The organism is Spongiibacter thalassae (assembly GCF_012272835.1).
Taxonomy (GTDB): Bacteria; Pseudomonadota; Gammaproteobacteria; order Pseudomonadales; family Spongiibacteraceae; genus Spongiibacter; species Spongiibacter thalassae.
This window is the reverse complement of record NZ_JAAWWK010000001.1, coordinates 279,690-296,833: the sequence shown is the minus strand read 5'-3', so window position 1 is coordinate 296,833 and position 17,144 is coordinate 279,690. Positions and strand designations below refer to the sequence as shown.

Below are 17,144 nucleotides of genomic sequence, written 5' to 3'. Positions count from 1 at the left end.
TTACTCCACATCAAGATCTGCGCGAGCCCTGGCTGGGGACTGCCAGTGGTCTTGCAGAAAGTGTCCGATATCATTGATTGCCTGCCGGGCTTCCGGCAGGTCTTCGGCGAATTGCTGAAACACGTGAATCATGCGGTCCCACACGCTCAATGCGACCTCAACACCGGCCTGCTGCGCCCTATCCGCGAAGGCCACCGAATCATCGAGGCCGACCTCGCGATCGCCCACCTGCAGCAGCAGCGGCGGTAATCCCGCCAGCTCGGCAAACAGCGGTGATGCCAGGGGATTGCGCCGATCACCCTCCTTACCCAGGTATTGATTGGCGAGGGCGTCGAGCATAAATCGCTGGTGAATGGGGTCGGCACTGGCACGGGATTCATAGCTGTCGCCACTGAGGGTCATGTCCAGCCAGGGCGACAACAGTACAGCAGCCGCAGGCTGGGGCGCTTCGGCCTGACCCAGCGCCACTAACAGCGAGGCCGCCACACCGCCACCGGCGGAGTCTCCCGCCACGGCAATCTGGCCAGCGTGATAGCCCTCGGCAAGCAATTGGTGGTACACCGCCAGGGCATCATCGACCGGCGCCGGAAACCCGTGTTCGGGAAAAAGACGGTAGTTGACACCCACTACACGGCAGCCCGCTGCCGCCGACAGGCGCACCATCAAATCGTGGTGGGATACCACTGAACCCATTTTGAAACCGCCGCCGTGAAAATACATCAGCAGCCGGCTCGGGTCGCAGTCGGGGGTATCAATCCAGCGCACCGCAACACCGGCAAGGGTGTCGTCGCGGTATTGGGACGGCTGGGTATCCCGCCAGAACAGGCGGTCCCAGTCCTCGCGCATTTGTTGCGCGGAGGTATCCCGACGCCAGGTGGAATACACCTGCTGAACACGGGCGATCACCTGTTCTATCTGTGCATCGGAGGCGCGGCTTTCAGCACTCATCAACAGCCCATCCCGCCGGACACACCCAGTGTTTCACCGGTAATAAAGCCAGCATCGTCACTGGCCAGATAGGCCACAGTGGAGGCCACTTCTTCAGGGCGACCGAGGCGACCCATCAGGGTAGATGCCTGCATGGCCTGTAATAGTTTTTCGCCCCCCTGGTCCACCGCCGATCGTAGCAAGGGCGTATCGACCGGGCCCGGTGCGACCACATTGGCGGTAATGCCAAAACGGCCATTTTCCCGTGCAAGCGATTTGGTAAAGGCAATTACCCCACCCTTGGCAGCGGCGTAGACCGAGCCACCCTTGGAGCCCTGGCGACCGGCCTCGGAACCGATATTAATGATGCGACCAAAGCCCTTTTGCTGCATGGCAGGCAGGGCCGCGTGACAGGTGGCCAATACCGCGTGAAGGTTCACGCTGAGCAGGTAATGCCATTCCTCCGGGGTGGTTTTGGTGAAGAAGGCGTGCTGATCCATTCCCGCATTGTTAACCAGAATATCGAAGGGGCCATTGGCGGCCACGGCATCGGTACAGTCTTGCAGGTTCGACACATCAAGCTCAACGGCGTGGCTGCCAGTACGACTCGCCACCTCCGCCGCCGATGCCATATCCCGCGCGGAAAACACCACGTCGCAGCCCTCGGCTGCAAGCCGCTCCACGATCGCCAGCCCGATACCCGAGGCGCCGCCAGTGACAAAGGCTCGACGCCCTTGCAGAGATTGTCCTGCGCTCATATCACTCCCCCTTGAACTCGGGTTTGCGACGTTCGATCACCGCCGAGAGGCCTTCCTGAACATCGGCGGTTTTGCACAATTCAGCAACGGTACGCGCCTCCTCGGGCATGGCCGCGTCGATGCCCAAACCGGTGCCGGTCCACAACAGGCGCTTGGTGGCAGCCAGGGCCAGGGGCGCGCCCTTGGCCATTTTCCCGGCATAGGCCCTGGCCTGTTCGAGCAATTCATTTTCCGGCACCAGCTGATTAACCAGGCCCAGATCCTTGGCCTCCGCCGCACTCAAGGTCGGATTCATCAGCAGCAGTTCCGAGGCGCGACGGGCACCGATCAGCCGCGGCAGGGTAACCGATAGCCCCGCATCCGGTGCCATTGCTACCCGGGTGGCCCCAACCATGTACTGGCTGGTATCGGCAGCAATCACAATATCTGCCGCACAGACCAGTCCCATACCACCACCACCGGCGGCAAAGCCCTGCACCGCGGCAATCACCGGGGCATCCAGATGGACCATGGCGTTAATGACCACCTGCAGGTGCAGGGTGGCCTGACGGATATATTCCGACAGCCCGTCGCCCTTGTTTTTGAAGGTTTTAACGTCGCCACCGGCGCAGAAGTTGGCACCCTTGCCAGTCAGCAGCACGACCCGCACCCGGCGGTCACCGTGGCACACCATCAGGGCGTTATAGAGGTCCTTGAGCGTTGGAATGTCGAGGCCATTGGCCGACTCCGGGCGGTTCAACTGGAGATGAGCCACTCCGTCCTGAAGGGACAACAGTGCCGCCCCCTCTCCCACCAGTACTTCGGCATCACGACTCGCGTCACTCATCTGTTCACTCCATTATCAATTAGCGTCGTTAAACCCGCTTGCCCGGCGTGACATCACACCAGGAAGGACAGGGTGTACATGGGCTGGTCGTTGTTCACCAACACTACTTTTTTGCGCGCCATACGCAGACCGTCATCTGTGCGACGCAGCAGAAACTCATTGCGGGTGGCCCACACGGTTTCACCGCGCTGGCTGACTTCATAAATCAGCGCATTGCTGGCCACCTGGATTTCGCTGTCGTTGGCGTCAAGGATTTCGATATTGGATACCACTCGACCCAGCGACGATTGCGGCAACTGGGTGTGGCGCTTGCCCGTGTGGAACTGCTTGATGCGCAGACCGATGCGAGAGCGGTTGTCGTAGATAATCGACATCTGCTCTTCCGGGTCGATATCAGCGCCATTGGCCGGTACCCAGTAAATGGCATCGTCAGTCCACAGGGCTTCCCAGTCATCGTAGGCATGGCTGTCCTGCAAGCGCGCTTCGCGATAGAGGAACTGCTGTACTTCGGCCATCAGGGCCAGATCAATTGTGTTATTCATTACGACTCCATCAGCTCCCGGTAATGACGCCAAATTCCCCGCGAGGTCACTTCGTCGGTGGCATCGGCCACGAGATAACCCTCTTCATCGCGGCGTTCGCGGTGCTTGCCCCGGCCAAGGTAGTTCCACTCCGGCTGCTTTGCGGCCACACCACGCTGCGTGCGTTCGTACATTTCAGAGTCGTCGGCCAGCAAAAAACCCGCTGGCCCCACAGAGCCCATGGTTTGCTGACGCAGGCGGCGGTTGAGGTCGGGGGCACCCTTGAATTGCAGGGCCGTTACGTGCTGAATGGTTTCATCCACCGCCACCGCCTGAATCACAAAGATCTGGATTTCGGCAATAAACAGGTTGGGGAAAATCATCACGTGGGGAGTGCCGTCGATCATGATTTTGCGAGCCTGTTCTTCGCCGTAGGCCGCCTTCATTTTTTCGACGTATTCCGGCAGTCGCTGCTCGTTGGTGCCAAACCAGTTCATCGGCTTGTCGATGCGACGGAATTCCGGACGCAGATCATTCTCAGTGTGGCCATCGCCGAGGTCGCGGGCGACAGCGGTAGAGTCATTGCTGTAGAGATCGCCTATACCGCTTTTCGCCACACTGAAGATCGACGCGTGCACAAACTGGGGGTGGTAGCCGTCGGTTTCGTTTTCCACCAGAAACTTCCAGTTCGCCTTGGCCTTGTGTTGCAGAAAGCCCGCGGTAATTTCCACTTCACCTTCCGGCGAGGTCTGAACCAAACGGTCAATGGCATCGCGACCACCACGACCCAGGTGCTCCTCCAGCGAAGGGCCTTCGTCGGCGAAACTGCCAAAGATAAAGCCCTTGTACTCGGCCACACGATTGACCTTGGCCAGGCCCAGTTCGCTGCGATCAGCCGTATCGTAGCCATCGGGAAAGGGGAAACCGCGCAGTTCGCCGCTGTTGGAGAATGTCCAGCCGTGATACGGGCAGGTGAACGTGCCCCGGTTGCCCTTGGCCTGCACACAGACCTGGTTGGCCCGGTGTGGGCAGCGGTTCAGCAACAAGTGAACATTGCCGTCGCGCCCCCGGGTCATAATGACATCCTGAGGTCCTATCGACTTGCGTACGAAGTCGTTGGCATTGGGCACTTCACTGCTGTGGCCAACATAGACCCAGGTCTTGTACCAGATTTTCTCCAGCTCCAGCTGGAAAATCTGTTCGTCGGTATAGAGCGAACCGTGAATGCGATCTTCCTTCACCAGTTCGCTGAAATTGGGTGTAGAGGATTGACTGTCCATCACCGTGCTCTCAGTTAATTGGGTTGATGCGGCCTGACGACCAGTGCGCCAGACGCGCGCCCCGCCACAGACCTGCAATCAGGCGTGCATGGGGCTACTAATACCTATCCGCCAGCTTATCTACCCGGCGGTCTTCCCAGATCGTCGAATCCGACGAATCGCCGAAGGGGGCTTATTCTTCGATCAGGTCGTAATCTTCCTTGGCCGCGCCGCACTCGGGGCACATCCAGTCATCGGGAATATCTTCAAAGCGGGTGCCAGGCGCGATACCGCTGTCGGGATCACCCAGGCGCTCGTCGTAGACATGGGAACAAAAACGGCACTGATAACGACGCATCTTTTCTCTCCTTTCTCAATTTCGGCATTGACGCCGCCAACCACCTCAGCGGTTGGCGGGATAGATTGTGGGACGAATGGCCATACCGTGCTGAACGGCCAGGTCATGGTTATTCAGCTCACTTTCCAGCAGCCGGAAGACCTTTTCGTTGTTGTAAAACGGGGTCATCGGGTACAGGTGATGAATCAGGTGGTAGTTCTGGTATTGCAGCACCGGATTCATAAACCACTCCATGCCCTTGCGCACGGTTGTCGCCCGAGTGTAATTTTCTTCCTGGGACACATCGTGGGGTACGTGGGGAAGCCAGAAAAAACTGAAACCGAGGAACAACAGGATCAGTCGCGACGGCAGGAACCACAGCATGAACACTTCAAGGCCGTAGCCGAAGTAGGTCAATACCCCGATCACCGCAACCACCACAGCCAAACGGCGCAGGCAGGCATTGAGGAAGGGCCGCGCCACCTTGTCGCCATGCTTAAGAGCGTACACAAAGTAGCAGGCATCAATGGCCATCCAGCGAAATGGCAGGGTCCACCAGGCACCATTAAAGGCCTTGTCGGGATCACGCTCACCACTGGCAAACCGATGGTGCAGAATATGCGCCCAGCGGAACATCCGCAGATCAACATAGGGCAGCACCAGATCCAGCCCGGTTTGTCCGACCCGGTCATTAACCTTGGTATTGGTAGATACCGCACGGTGAATAGAATCGTGAATCACACTGAATGACACATAGCCAATAATCGCGTTAAGGATCGTACCGACCCACAATGGCAGGTAACCCATACCACAGGCCACATAGCTAAAGCCGTAGGTCAGCACCAGCGCCACCGTCATCGCAATTGTTGGCTTCGACAGTGTCGGCGCGCTGGTCAGCTGTTTAAATTGCTGTTTTTCCACATCACTGAGACCATCCAGTGAAATAAGTGCCCTGCTCATAATGTCCTCACTTGCAGTATTGCTGCGGATTAATATGAAGTTCCTGTAAAATCTGCGCGTCGTCGCAAGCGACGAGATATCACCCCACCGCCCTGTGCGCGGCCAGCAGCCGTTGCAACAGGGGGCCTACAATTTCTTCCAACGCCATGCCATGCACCAGCTGGTCGGCGGTATGCAGACTCAGCAAGCCGTGCAGAGCCACCCAGACATGGTGGGAAATTTCCCTGGCATTACCCTGTAGATCGCCGCACTCAACACAGCGCTGCACCGCGTCCACCACGTGATCAAAAACCCGGCAACGGGCCGCCAACACATCGGGGTACTGCTCCGGCGAGGGCTGCTCGGTGGCGAAAATCAGCATGTAGTCCTCGGGCAATTCCCGGGCAAAGGCCAGATAGCCCTCCGCTATCGACTGCACCTTTTCAAGCGCACCCTCCACCCGCTCCTCGTACTCACGCACGTAGCTTTCGAAGCGGCTCAGCGCATCGGCACGCATCCGTGCCAGCAGCGCTTCCTTGTTATCGAAATAGCGGTAAGGCAAGGTGTGACTGATGCCCGCTGCCTCGGCGATACGGCGAAAACTCAACGCCGACAGACCTTCCCGGCGATAGACTTCAAGCGCCGTCAGCGACAGACGCGAGCGCATCACTTCGACTTCTTCCTGGCTTTGTTGCAGTCTTGGCATATCGTCCTCTGCTTACCCACGACACCGACCCTTCAGCGGCTCTGATGATCTTATGCCGTTTAATTAACAATGTTTATTTAACATTGTTAATTTATACACCCAAAAAAAGACCTGTGCAACATTTGATCAACACAGGCCTTGTTTTTCAGACGCGATAAACCGTCACCACCGCCGCGCCACCCAAACCGAGATTGTGCTGCAAGGCTACTCGCGCACCCTCGACCTGCCGTGCACCGGCCAAGCCACGCAAATGCCAGCACAGCTCAACACACTGGGCCACACCGGTTGCGCCAATTGGATGCCCCTTGGACATCAGACCACCGGAGGGATTCACCACCACCTTGCCACCGTAGGTGTTGTCGCCGTCATTGATAAAGCGGCTGGCTTCACCCTCGCCACACAGACCGAGCCCCTCGTAGGTAATCACCTCATTCGGGGTAAAACAGTCGTGCAGCTCAACAACATCGGCGTCTTCCGCACCAATTCCCGCCTGCTCATAGGCCACAGCGGCGGCGCGACGGGTCATTTGCGCGCCGACCAGATTCATCGCCGAGTCCCAGCTATCACTGTGGTCGGTGGCCATACCCTGCCCGGCCATTTCAACGCCGTGCCCAATACCGTGACGAGCAGCGAACTCCTCGCTACAGACAATCGCTGCGGCGGCACCGCAGGTGGGTGGACAGGCCATAAAGCGGGTCAGATGGGGCTCGTATATCACCGGGGATGTCATCACCTCCTCCAGTGTCATCGGCTTGGTGAACAGGGCATAGGGATTTTTAACCGCATGGTTACGGGTCTTCACCGCCACCTTGCCAAAGATCGCCGGGTCAGCGTCATAACGCTCAAGGTAGTCCATGCCACCGGCACCAAACACACAGGGCGCTGGCCCCGCCTTGGTTACCGCATAGCCCAAGCGATTCAGGTGACCGGTAAAATCGTCGAAGGGGCTGGGGCGGTCATCCCACACCGTGCCCAGTGCACCGGGGCGCATCTGCTCAAAGCCGACCACCAGCGCGCACTCCACCGAGCCGCCCATCACCGCCTGGCGGGCCAAAAACAGTGCAGTGGAACCACTCGAGCAATTGTTGTTAACGTTGATGATCGGGATGGCGGTTTCACCCACCCGATACAGCGCCTTTTGACCACAGGTGCTGTCCCCATAGATGTAACTGGCGTAGGCCTGCTGCACCTCAGCATAGTCAATGCCCGCGTCCTGCAGGGCTTCGCGCACGGCTTTTTCTGCCATTACATCGTAGTTTTCGTTTTCGCCAGGTTTGGCGAACTTCACCATACCAACACCGGCAACGAGGGCTTTTCGGGTCATGTCGTAACTTCCAGTTGAATTCGAGTAAGCGGGTCAGCACCCCGCCAGACTGACTTACACTATGCCGTTACCGCTCTGCGGAATGGTCGTCGGATTCGACGATTTTTGCCCACCCAGAGCGCCACACCGTAGCCCTTCCCTCCTCGGCTATGACTATCGTCGGATTCGACGAGCGCCCCAAAACCATATTACGATAGATTTACAGGCCACAGGTTTCACCAATACCGGCCCTACCGACTCCACCGGCTTTTACAACTATCAGAAAAACAGGATCAAGGCCCATGCCCTACACCACTCGAGCACAACTTCTCGCCGTTGACGGCGCACTGGTAGCGGTAGCGCTAATGCTGGTGGCGCTGGTATTCGTCGCCAACTGGTTCCCGCCTATTGACCCGGCACTGGATGCCCAGGCCATCGCCCAGCTGTATCAGGAGAACACCAACCGCTACCGCTTCGGTGGTTTATTGGTGGCCTTCTCGGCGGCATTTTTCTGGCCCTTTGGGGTAGCTATCAGCGAGCAAATGAAGCGGGTCGAAGGATATCGTCATCACCCCATGTCCTCGTTACAACTCGCCTCAGTAACCGGCACCGTGTGGGCAATTCTGTTCCCCGGCATAATATGGATGGTGGCGGCCTATCGACCGGATCGCGCACCGGAAATCACTCAAGTGCTGAATGATATGGGCTGGATCATCTTTATTGGCACCGTCTCCCCGGCTTTGATTCAACTCCTTGCCATTGGCTTCTGCGCATTAAACCAGTCAAAGGACGCACCGGTATTCCCGCCCTGGTTCGGCTTTTTCAACCTGTGGTTTGCCACTGGCTTCCTCGCCGGCACGCTGGTGCCCTTTGTCACCGACGGCCCCTTCGCCTGGGACGGTTTAATCTCCTTCTGGTTAGCGGCAACCTTCTTCTTTGGCTGGATTCTTATCACCTGGTATGTCGTTCGACAGTGCATTATTCAGCAGGCTGAATCGTTACCCGAAAACTCAGGAGGCGCGCTGTAATGAATATCAGGGAACCCCTTATGGACACTCGTGATTCCACCGCCACCGCGCACTACAGCGGTGAACCCACACTGTGGGTATTACTGCTGGGTGACATCGTTATTTACTCGGTATTTCTGATTTTCCTTGGCTTCGACAGCAACCGCCAACCGGAATTGTTTCAGCAGACCCAGGCGCAACTCAACGCCGGTTTCGGCTTCTTTAACACTCTCGTGCTGCTTACCGGCTCTTGGCTGGTTGTGCGCGGCTTGCAGGTACTGGGCAAGGATGGCGACGCACCTACAGCGCAAATCAGGGCATCATCGGGCCGTTTTTTTGGTCTCGCCCTGTTTGCCGGTGTCGTCTTTGCGGTGTCAAAAACCGTGGAGTACACCCTGAAGGCCCAGAGCGGTATTGAAATTACCGATAATATCTTTTTCACCTACTACTTTGCGCTGACGGGCTTTCACCTGGTACATGTTCTGATTGGCATGGTCGTACTGTGGTATATGCGCTGCCACGTGCGTAACTCAACAACCGTTAGTCGCTCCATGCTGGAATCCGGCGCCAACTTCTGGCACCTGGTCGATATGCTGTGGATTCTCCTCTTTCCGATAATTTACCTGGTATAAGCCATGACAAAACTGCCAACGCTATCTTCAACCCACATCTGGCTGTTGCTTATGGCCTTGACCCTGTGCAGCTGGCTCCTCAGTGCCGGCCCCGATGTCGCGACAGGAAATATTGCGACCGCGGCTATTATCGGAATTGCCGTAATCAAGGCACGGATGGTTATGCGCTACTTCATGGAGGTGAAATCAGCCCCCCTGTGGCTGCGTCGCGGCACGGATGTCTGGGCGGGGGTGATGTTTGCTGCCTTGTTGTTTCAGCATATCTAGACCGATATATCGATTACCACGCGCAAGTAGCGTCTTACCGGTACGTAAACATTCCATTACAAATTTGTTGGATGAAATAAGTGAATTTACTATAAGTAATTACTTGCAATATCGTTCTGCATGGATTCACTTTCACCATATACCGGAGAAAACCATGCAGAATGAGCTAGTTAATAATATTGATGGCCTGAGAAAACAGGCTGAAGCTGAATTGGCTAGAAAGGCTAGCAATACACCTCCCGAGGACTTCCCCGCCTTACCCACCATCCCCGCAGCACGGTACACAGATCCAACGCTCTATGAGCTTGAAATGGATAATATCTTTATGAAACAGTGGCTGTGCGTGGGCATAGCTTCCGAACTGCCAGAAATTGGCAGCTACAAAGTTTGGAACCGATTGGGCATTCCAGTGATTCTCGTACGAGGCAAAGACAACACCATCCGCGCCTTTCGAAACAGTTGCCGTCATCGCGGCGGCTCTGTGGTACCAGGAGACACAGGGAAAGTAGGGAGCTTTCGCTGCAATTTTCACTGCTGGAATTATGACCTCGACGGGACGCTCAAAGCCGTACCGGATCAATACGAGTTTCCCACCCTCGACAAAAGCAAGCACAACTTACTGCCTATCCGCTGCGAAATGCTGGGAAACCTTATCTATATCAATTTTTCAGAGCGCGCGCCCTCACTTGAGCAACACCTTGGAAAGGTTGCGTCAGAACTAGCACATTTTGACTTCGAAAAGCGCTCATTTCTCAAGCGTGCCGAGTTCGATATGGACTGTAATTGGAAACTGGCGATAGATGCATTTGCCGAGTCTTACCATTTATTCTGGACTCACAAGAATACCGTAGCGCCAATGTTTCAATCACACGGCCAGGTATTTCGATTGTGGCCAAACGGTCATTCCCTTATGATCACGGCAAGCCAAAGAGAAAACCGCGCAGAGTGGATAATGGATACCGGCAGTAAAGATCCACGACATGAACTGTCACGCACAGAACAAGTTAGTGCGACAATATTCCCGAACTGCATTCTTCCTTTGGGCGAATTCACTTTTCCGATATTTAATTTTTGGCCTACCAGCATTAACTCTACGAAATTTGAAGTCATCATGACGACACCGCTTGATATTGATGACAGCGTTAAAGCCGAAGTTGACATTGTTCTTGAACAATTAGGAGTGATAACGCTGGAGGATATTTCCAATATGAACGATATGCAGAAGTCGGTAGAAACCGGAAGTTTGACGGATATTCAGCTTGGCTGCCAGGAACGTCGAATCTACCAGTTCCATGAAGAGCTCGATCGCCAGATCGGGGAAAAATCCGTCCCCGAGAATCTTCGCATCAAACCCGTTGTCAGCACGTATATCGATGATTAGCCCTTAACTTTAGTATTGATGTGGCGTGCCGCTGCTGAACGCTCTGTGGCGGCAAATTATCTATGATAGTAATTACCCTAAATCCGCTGTTTTATCGAGAACACACAACAGGATAGACAGAAGGGCTCTAATCATCTTGCCCTGATAAAACGTATGATTAATAGACCAATCCGCGAAAATGTAAAGTCTAATGATAAATCCAGGCGCCGTCCCAAACGCAGGGACAGCAGAGAGACCGTAACGAAAATATACAGCGCACTTCAGCAGCTAGCCGAGAAAAGAAGCTACAGCAAGATTTCGACGAACCATATCGCATCTCAGGCTGAGATAAATATATCCACAATTTACCAGTACTTTTCCTCAAAGGAAGAGATCGCCCTCGCGTTGTATCAGAAAACCTCCAGCGAAGTTTCTCGTTCTATGAAAGAGCACGTTCTCAGTAGAGTTGAAGATAATATTGACTTTGCGATGCCAGAGTTAATCAACACGCTTATCACTGTGTACGAAAAAAATTCTTCAGTGTTACTCAGAATGCCGGAGGAGCTTCCGGAACTGCACGAGCTAATATCGACAAGAGAAGTAAACAGGCTGGCCGTTAGTATCGGCCGTGTTTATATTGGACAACAAAGGCCTGATCTTTCTGAAGATCAATTAGAGTCGGTTTATCAGTTTTTGGCAAACAGCACGCTGGCAAACATTCGGCAGTATCTCGTCGGTTCTCCGTTCTATCTTCCCAAGCAGAAGTTTGTCAATGAATTATCCACAAGCATATCCAGCTATATCAAGCACGCAGCACCTTTCTGATAAAAATGACTATACTTCGCCAAGGTGTGAATCATAAAAACGAAGGCGAAATATGAGATCTCCGTCCGTCCAGAAAAGGTCGATCGAAACGGTAAACAGGATTCTTTCCGCCTCTGCAGACCTCCTTCGGGAGCATCAATTTTGCGACATTTCAACAACAATGATTGCCTCAGCAGCCTTTGTTTCCACTGGCACCGTGTACAAATACTTTGCTGACAAGGAATCTGTCTACCTCCGAGCTTATGAGGCCACAGCCTCCCGCTGCGCGAACGAAATGCGAAGAGCACTGCTATCCAGAGTTGATATCCCGATTGAAATTTCATTACCTCAGCTTGTCGAACTAATGCTCAGCCTACATGAAGAAAACAGATTGATTCTTATTGACCTCGTTGAACAAGCTCCCGATGTGGTTAGTTCCGTTCGATCTCTCGCTGTAGATAATTTAGTAAAGGAAACAAGCCACATCTATCTTCGATCTCAAAACAAGAACCTGGACGAAATGACATTAAGGAGCTGTGTTTATTTTTTAATTCGAAATGTAATTGTAGAAAGCATCAGACGATATATCCTTGAAAATAGGACAGATATAGAGCGCAGTGTTTTTGTCAACGAAACTGCCAAAATAGCCTACCTGTATTTTAGGTGTCATGATTGAGCTATCGAATAAAACAATGGCATGGAAAGTCGGTAGCTACTGCCTCTCCACATCAATCAAAGGCATAGCGCGCCGACACTCCATACTGGCGCGGTGCTCCGGCATAGCGCGCAGCACCGTCCCCAGCCTGAATAATGCTCACCGTCGAGAATTCATTGGTCACATTGCGCCCATACACGCTCACGTCCCACTTGCCTGAGAATTCCTCCAGACGCAGCCGAGCATTCCACAAACCATAGTCGTCATGTTTGAACAGTGGATCCTGATCAAGCGTCGAGTTGGTCTCGCTGGAATAGCTGTAATCCACCGACACGGCCATGGTCAGACCATCCGTTATGGGAAAGCTGTAGTCGGCAAGCACGGTCACTTCTTTTTCCGGCGAGAAATTGAAGGGGTTACCAGCAAAATCTGTCGGTTCACCGTCAAAGCCGGTGCTCTCGAATTCCAGTATTTCGGTGAGAATATAGGAGCCATTAACAGCCAGTAGCAAACCCTCAGTCGGCGCAACACTGAACTCAATCTCAGCGCCGTACACCTCCGAAGATGGTGCATTTTTGAGCACAGGCAGTGGTCCAAATACCGGATCAAGCAGCCTAGTCAGCAGTTGTTTGTCGCTGTAGTCATAGTAGTAGATGGCACCGTTAAGCTGGATGCGCTTTTCCCACAGTGAGTTCTTGGTGCCAATTTCATAGGCGAGTAATTCTTCCTGACGCACTGGCTCATACTGCTTTTTTGCCGATGAGCTCAGCACCGGAAAACCCCCGGATTTAAACCCTCGACTCACCGAGGCGTAGACCAAGGTGTCGTCTACTGGAGTCCAGTTCAGCACCACCCTCGCCGAAACATTTGATTCATCCAGAGTCCCGCGATAGGGAGAGTTGTCGCCGTTGTCATCGACAGTAACACACTCCCCTTGACTGATGGGTTCGCCGCCACGGGATACCGCCAAGACAGAAAATACCGGTGTAAGGCCCGCGCCCTCGGAATCGTCCGGCTCTTTGGAACAGCCCTCAAAGTCACGAATATCCTGGGTGTAGCGCGCACCCACACTTAGCTGCCAGGCTGGCGTAAATTGCCAGTTGTAGTTGCCAAACAGTGCATACTGGTCAGCGACGAAATCGCCAAAGGTATCAATACGGTTCCCCAGCGCCGTTTCCCCCGTTATCGGGTATATCGCGCTATTGGTGTCGACAAACAGTTTGTGGGATTCAAAGCCCGTATCCTGGCTGATATTAATGCCCAGCATCCAGTCCTGGGCGTCGTCGATAAACCCGTCCAGGCGTGACTCCAGGGCAATGGTGGTAATTTCCGCGTTCAATTCCTGCTCGGCGTTAAGCTCGGAATAACCCGACTGGGGCAGCAAGGTACCATCGTCATACACCTCGCCGTAGGACAGTATCGACACCAGCGCGACACTGTCACTGAAGTCCCAGCGGGAGCGGAAGGAAATCTGATCGAAGCCCTGATTGAGCTGCCAGTCGTATTCCGGCGACCAGTCCGCGACCCGGTTGTCGTCGCTATCGACTGGCACAAGTGGGTGATTACGAATGCGCGGGGATAACGCGGCTTCACCGGCGCTGGCATTCTGTGCAATCACGCCGATCGGCTGTGCGGCCTGGGGTTCGCTCTTATCCCGCCAGCCCTCGTAGACCACCCGCAGGGAAAACGTATCCTCAGGCAGCCAGTCCATTCCCAAACGATAGGACAGCTTATCTTTTTTGCCGAGGCGATCATCGGGACGAGTGAGGCTGTACTGGTAGCCCTCCCCCGTGTAAATCCCTCGCATCGCCACACGAACACCCACGGTATCGCTTAGCGGGGCACTGACAAAGCCCTCCAGCTCTCTGGTGTCGAAACGACCATAGCCCCCGGAAATTTCCGCTTCGAAGGCTTCTCCGGGTTTATTGGCAATATAGTTAATCAGGCCACCGGTGGTGTTGCGCCCGTACAAAATACCCTGCGGCCCCTTCAATACCTCAACCCGCTCAAGATCCAGGCTGGCCCCCTTCGACATTACCGCATAAGGCAAATTAACCTCATCGACGTACAAGCCCACCGTTGACGAGGCATTGTAGGTGGCGTCGTTAAAACCGACCCCGCGCAGGGTGTAAATCGGTGTGGCGTAGCCACTGTCGGAATAGGTGAAGCCGGGAATAAAATTGCCGAGGTCTCGAGTATCGACCACGCCAAGGTCATCCAGTTTGCTGCCGCTAAAGGCACTGATCGAAATAGGCACATCATTTATCGACTGGGAACGCTTCTGGGCCGTAACCATCACCTCCTCGATCACCGGCGCCGCCATTACCCCTCCGGCCAGCACCATTCCCGCGGTGACGCCCACCACACCAACTCCCTTGTATCCGCCCCTCATTCAAACCACCTCAAGTCATTTTTCGATTATTTTTCGCGGCCAACGGCCCTGTTACCACTGGTAGGTCGCACTTAACCCATAAGTCACTGGCATTCCGGTATAGCGCCCGACGATATCAGCAATCTGGTAAACATTGATCGCCTGGAATTCATTGGTGATATTTCGCCCCCACAGGGCCGCCTTCCACACCCCGTCATTGCTGCCAAGTTTTAGCCGCATGTCCAGCAGGCCGTAGGCATCCATCGCGTAAAGCGGGTTCCCCTCAAGAGTGGCGTTGCTGTCATCCCGATAGCTGTAATTCGCCGCCGCACCGATGTACAGCGAATCGTTCAACGGTGTCTCGTAGTCCACCCCGAGGTTGTATTGCAGCTTAGGCGAATAGTTAAACGGCCGCCCCGCAAAGTCTCGCGGCTCGCCATTAATATCAAGGCTTTCAAACTCCTCGATTTCGGTTTCTATCCAGCTGGCCGCCAGACTGAACAACAGGCCCTCCAGCGGTGTGGTATTCAGGCTTAGCTCCGCGCCACGCACATACGACGCGGGGGCGTTACGGAGTATCGGCAAGGGGCCGAAGAAGGGATCGTCCACTCGTGTCAACAATTGTTTGTCTTTATAGTCATAGTCAAACGCAGCGCCATTAAGCTGGGTAGACCCGCCAAACAAGGTCGCCTTTATCCCCAATTCCCAGGCCACCAGTATTTCCTGCGTGACCGGCTCGTACTGCGATTGATCAGAAGCCGGCAGCACCGGAAAGCCACCGGATTTGGTACCCCGAGCGAAGGACACATACGCCAGCAGATCGTCGGTCGGCGTCCAGTTCAGGGTGACACGCCCGGACAGATTGGATTCCTCCAGCTTCCCTTGATAAATATCGGTGCTCCCAGACTCGTCAAGGGTGAAGCACTCGCCCTTTTCAATGGCAACCACATTCCCTCTGCTCAACGCGACAACGCTGAACAATGGCCCAAGACCAGAGCCTTCGCTTTCGGGTTCATCAAAGGAACAGCCCTGGAACTCGGTGACCTCGTCGTTATAGCGGGCACCGACTGTCAGTTTGAAGCTCTGCGATATAAACCAGTCGATATTGGAGAACAGGGACATCTGCCGCGCCTCACTCTCACCGGCCACTCCGACATCGGTAAAGGCCGCAACCTGCCCGCCCACGGGGAATGCCGAACTCACATCGCGGTCATAGGCGTGGTTGTGCTGATCGCCCTCGTCAAAGGAGATATTCCCCCCGACCATCCAATCAACACCCTGGCCATCGGCCACGGCAAATCGCAGCTCCTGGGACACCGTGCGCAGGTTCGCGTCAATCTCGTAGTCACTGACCAGGGCGTCCAGTCCGGCGGGAATCACCGACTGATCTGACTCAGCCTGGGCAAGGGACGTAATCGCAACCAGCTCCGCATCCTCAGACACGTACCAATTTGCATGAAGCACCAGATTGAAGAAGCTGTCGTTCAATTTCAGATCCAGCTCCGTTGTCCAGTCCGCTTCACTATTGTCGTCGGTATCCTGATCGATCAATTGGGCATTTTCGACTCTGGGCGACATCACCGCGCCCCCGGTGAAGGGATTCTGGGGAATGATCGCTATAGCCTGCGGCGATTGCGGATCGCTTTTATCGATCCAGCCCGAGGCGGTCACGCGAAACTGCCATTGCTCACTGGCCTGCCAGTCAGCAATGCCGCGCAAAGCTAGTTTATTGACTTGCCCCAGTCGATCCCGGGGGCGAGAGACACTCTGCTGCCAACCCTCTGCCGCATGAATCGCACGCACGGCAAGACGCCCGTTCAGCTCCGCGGTGATCGGGCCTGTGACCATGCCTTCGACGTCCACACGCTGATAGCGACTGTAGTCCGCGTGCAAGCGAGCCGAAAACTCATCGCCGGGTTTGTTGCTGATATAGTTAATTGCCCCACCGGTGGTATTTCTACCGAACAGGGTTCCTTGGGGGCCTTTAAGCACCTCAACCCGCTCCACATCCAGATTTGGCCCCTTACTCATAAACGAAAACGGCAGCGGCGCCTCGTCTACATAGACACTGACCGTCGGCGACGCGAAGAAGCTCTGATCGTTGAAGCCCACACCGCGAAGGGTGTACACCGGCGTACCTACACCGCTTTTCGAGAAGGTAAATCCCGGCGTCACCTTACCCAGATCACGGGTATCGGTAAGCCCCAACTCGGCAAATTTTTCACCTGCCAGGGCGGTAATGGTGATCGGCACATCATTCACCGATTCAGAACGTTTTTGCGCGGTCACCAGCACCTCCTCGAGCACTGGCGCGGCGGATAGCGCCGGTGCACCACCAGCAAGCAGTAACATCGCGCAGGGCCGCATTTTATTCCATTTACCCAAAGCGACCTCCATCGCATATATAACGATCGCTATATTCTCGCCAATCACAAACTGATATATCGTCGGATCCGACGATTTTGTAAAACC

The 17,144-nt window shown here is 54.9% G+C and carries 17 protein-coding genes; 6 read left to right on the top strand and 11 right to left on the bottom strand.

The genetic code is table 11. The annotated features are described in order from the left end of the window. The 9 genes from HCU74_RS01215 to HCU74_RS01175 form a co-directional block, all read right to left on the bottom strand. Positions 1 to 948 (bottom strand): alpha/beta hydrolase, encoded by a 948-nt coding sequence (locus tag HCU74_RS01215; protein WP_168448572.1) that lies wholly within the window; start codon positions 946 to 948, stop codon positions 1 to 3. Beyond that, the gene (locus HCU74_RS01210) at positions 948 to 1,685 is read right to left on the bottom strand and encodes an SDR family NAD(P)-dependent oxidoreductase (protein ID WP_168448571.1); all 738 of its coding nucleotides are present in this window, start codon (positions 1,683 to 1,685) and stop codon (positions 948 to 950) included. Before HCU74_RS01210 ends, HCU74_RS01215 begins: the two co-directional genes overlap by 1 nt. A gap of 1 nt (position 1,686) precedes the next feature. Continuing rightward, positions 1,687 to 2,511: an enoyl-CoA hydratase/isomerase family protein gene (locus HCU74_RS01205; protein WP_210425065.1), complete on the bottom strand. Its 825-nt coding sequence runs from the start codon at positions 2,509 to 2,511 to the stop codon at positions 1,687 to 1,689. A 53-nt stretch (positions 2,512 to 2,564) separates the two neighbouring features. Beyond that, positions 2,565 to 3,053, bottom strand: coding sequence for an aromatic-ring-hydroxylating dioxygenase subunit beta (locus HCU74_RS01200; RefSeq protein ID WP_168448570.1), 489 nt, complete (start codon positions 3,051 to 3,053; stop codon positions 2,565 to 2,567). Further along, positions 3,053 to 4,312, bottom strand: coding sequence for an aromatic ring-hydroxylating oxygenase subunit alpha (locus HCU74_RS01195; protein ID WP_168448569.1), 1,260 nt, complete (start codon positions 4,310 to 4,312; stop codon positions 3,053 to 3,055). The genes HCU74_RS01200 and HCU74_RS01195 overlap by 1 nt, the downstream gene beginning before the upstream one ends. Positions 4,313 to 4,484: 172 nt before the next feature. Then, positions 4,485 to 4,649 (bottom strand): rubredoxin, encoded by a 165-nt coding sequence (gene rd, locus HCU74_RS01190; RefSeq protein WP_168448568.1) that lies wholly within the window; start codon positions 4,647 to 4,649, stop codon positions 4,485 to 4,487. A 45-nt stretch (positions 4,650 to 4,694) separates the two neighbouring features. Next, positions 4,695 to 5,588 carry a fatty acid desaturase gene (locus HCU74_RS01185; RefSeq protein ID WP_168448567.1) on the bottom strand — a complete coding sequence of 298 codons (894 nt, stop codon included), beginning with the start codon at positions 5,586 to 5,588 and terminating at the stop codon, positions 4,695 to 4,697. Between the two features lie 79 nt (positions 5,589 to 5,667). Further along, positions 5,668 to 6,273, bottom strand: coding sequence for a TetR/AcrR family transcriptional regulator (locus tag HCU74_RS01180; protein WP_168448566.1), 606 nt, complete (start codon positions 6,271 to 6,273; stop codon positions 5,668 to 5,670). Positions 6,274 to 6,418: 145 nt separating this feature from the next. Next, a complete protein-coding gene (locus HCU74_RS01175; protein WP_168448565.1) occupies positions 6,419 to 7,597 on the bottom strand; it encodes a lipid-transfer protein in 1,179 nt (392 codons plus the stop codon). A gap of 281 nt (positions 7,598 to 7,878) precedes the next feature. Between HCU74_RS01175 and HCU74_RS01170 the strand changes: the two genes are divergently transcribed. The 6 genes from HCU74_RS01170 to HCU74_RS01145 all read left to right on the top strand — a co-directional run bounded on the left by HCU74_RS01170 (position 7,879) and on the right by HCU74_RS01145 (position 12,322). Further along, positions 7,879 to 8,604 (top strand): hypothetical protein, encoded by a 726-nt coding sequence (locus HCU74_RS01170; RefSeq protein WP_168448564.1) that lies wholly within the window; start codon positions 7,879 to 7,881, stop codon positions 8,602 to 8,604. 20 nt (positions 8,605 to 8,624) lie between these two features. Beyond that, on the top strand, positions 8,625 to 9,215 hold the full coding sequence (locus HCU74_RS01165) for a cytochrome c oxidase subunit 3 (RefSeq protein ID WP_168448563.1): 591 nt from the start codon (positions 8,625 to 8,627) through the stop codon (positions 9,213 to 9,215). A gap of 3 nt (positions 9,216 to 9,218) precedes the next feature. Next, positions 9,219 to 9,482 carry a cytochrome C oxidase subunit IV family protein gene (locus HCU74_RS01160; protein ID WP_168448562.1) on the top strand — a complete coding sequence of 88 codons (264 nt, stop codon included), beginning with the start codon at positions 9,219 to 9,221 and terminating at the stop codon, positions 9,480 to 9,482. A gap of 154 nt (positions 9,483 to 9,636) precedes the next feature. Then, positions 9,637 to 10,863, top strand: a complete 1,227-nt coding sequence (locus HCU74_RS01155) for an aromatic ring-hydroxylating oxygenase subunit alpha (RefSeq protein WP_168448561.1) — start codon at positions 9,637 to 9,639, stop codon at positions 10,861 to 10,863. A gap of 153 nt (positions 10,864 to 11,016) precedes the next feature. Next, the gene (locus tag HCU74_RS01150; protein WP_168448560.1) at positions 11,017 to 11,667 is read left to right on the top strand and encodes a TetR/AcrR family transcriptional regulator; all 651 of its coding nucleotides are present in this window, start codon (positions 11,017 to 11,019) and stop codon (positions 11,665 to 11,667) included. 52 nt (positions 11,668 to 11,719) lie between these two features. Then, positions 11,720 to 12,322 (top strand): TetR/AcrR family transcriptional regulator, encoded by a 603-nt coding sequence (locus tag HCU74_RS01145; protein ID WP_168448559.1) that lies wholly within the window; start codon positions 11,720 to 11,722, stop codon positions 12,320 to 12,322. Positions 12,323 to 12,374: 52 nt separating this feature from the next. Here the strand turns inward: HCU74_RS01145 and HCU74_RS01140 are convergent, their stop codons facing one another. Together HCU74_RS01140 and HCU74_RS01135 are read right to left on the bottom strand one after the other, a co-directional pair. Beyond that, a complete protein-coding gene (locus HCU74_RS01140; RefSeq protein WP_168448558.1) occupies positions 12,375 to 14,693 on the bottom strand; it encodes a TonB-dependent receptor in 2,319 nt (772 codons plus the stop codon). Between the two features lie 51 nt (positions 14,694 to 14,744). Continuing rightward, positions 14,745 to 17,057: a TonB-dependent receptor gene (locus HCU74_RS01135; RefSeq protein ID WP_168448557.1), complete on the bottom strand. Its 2,313-nt coding sequence runs from the start codon at positions 17,055 to 17,057 to the stop codon at positions 14,745 to 14,747. Positions 17,058 to 17,144: the final 87 nt, after the last annotated feature.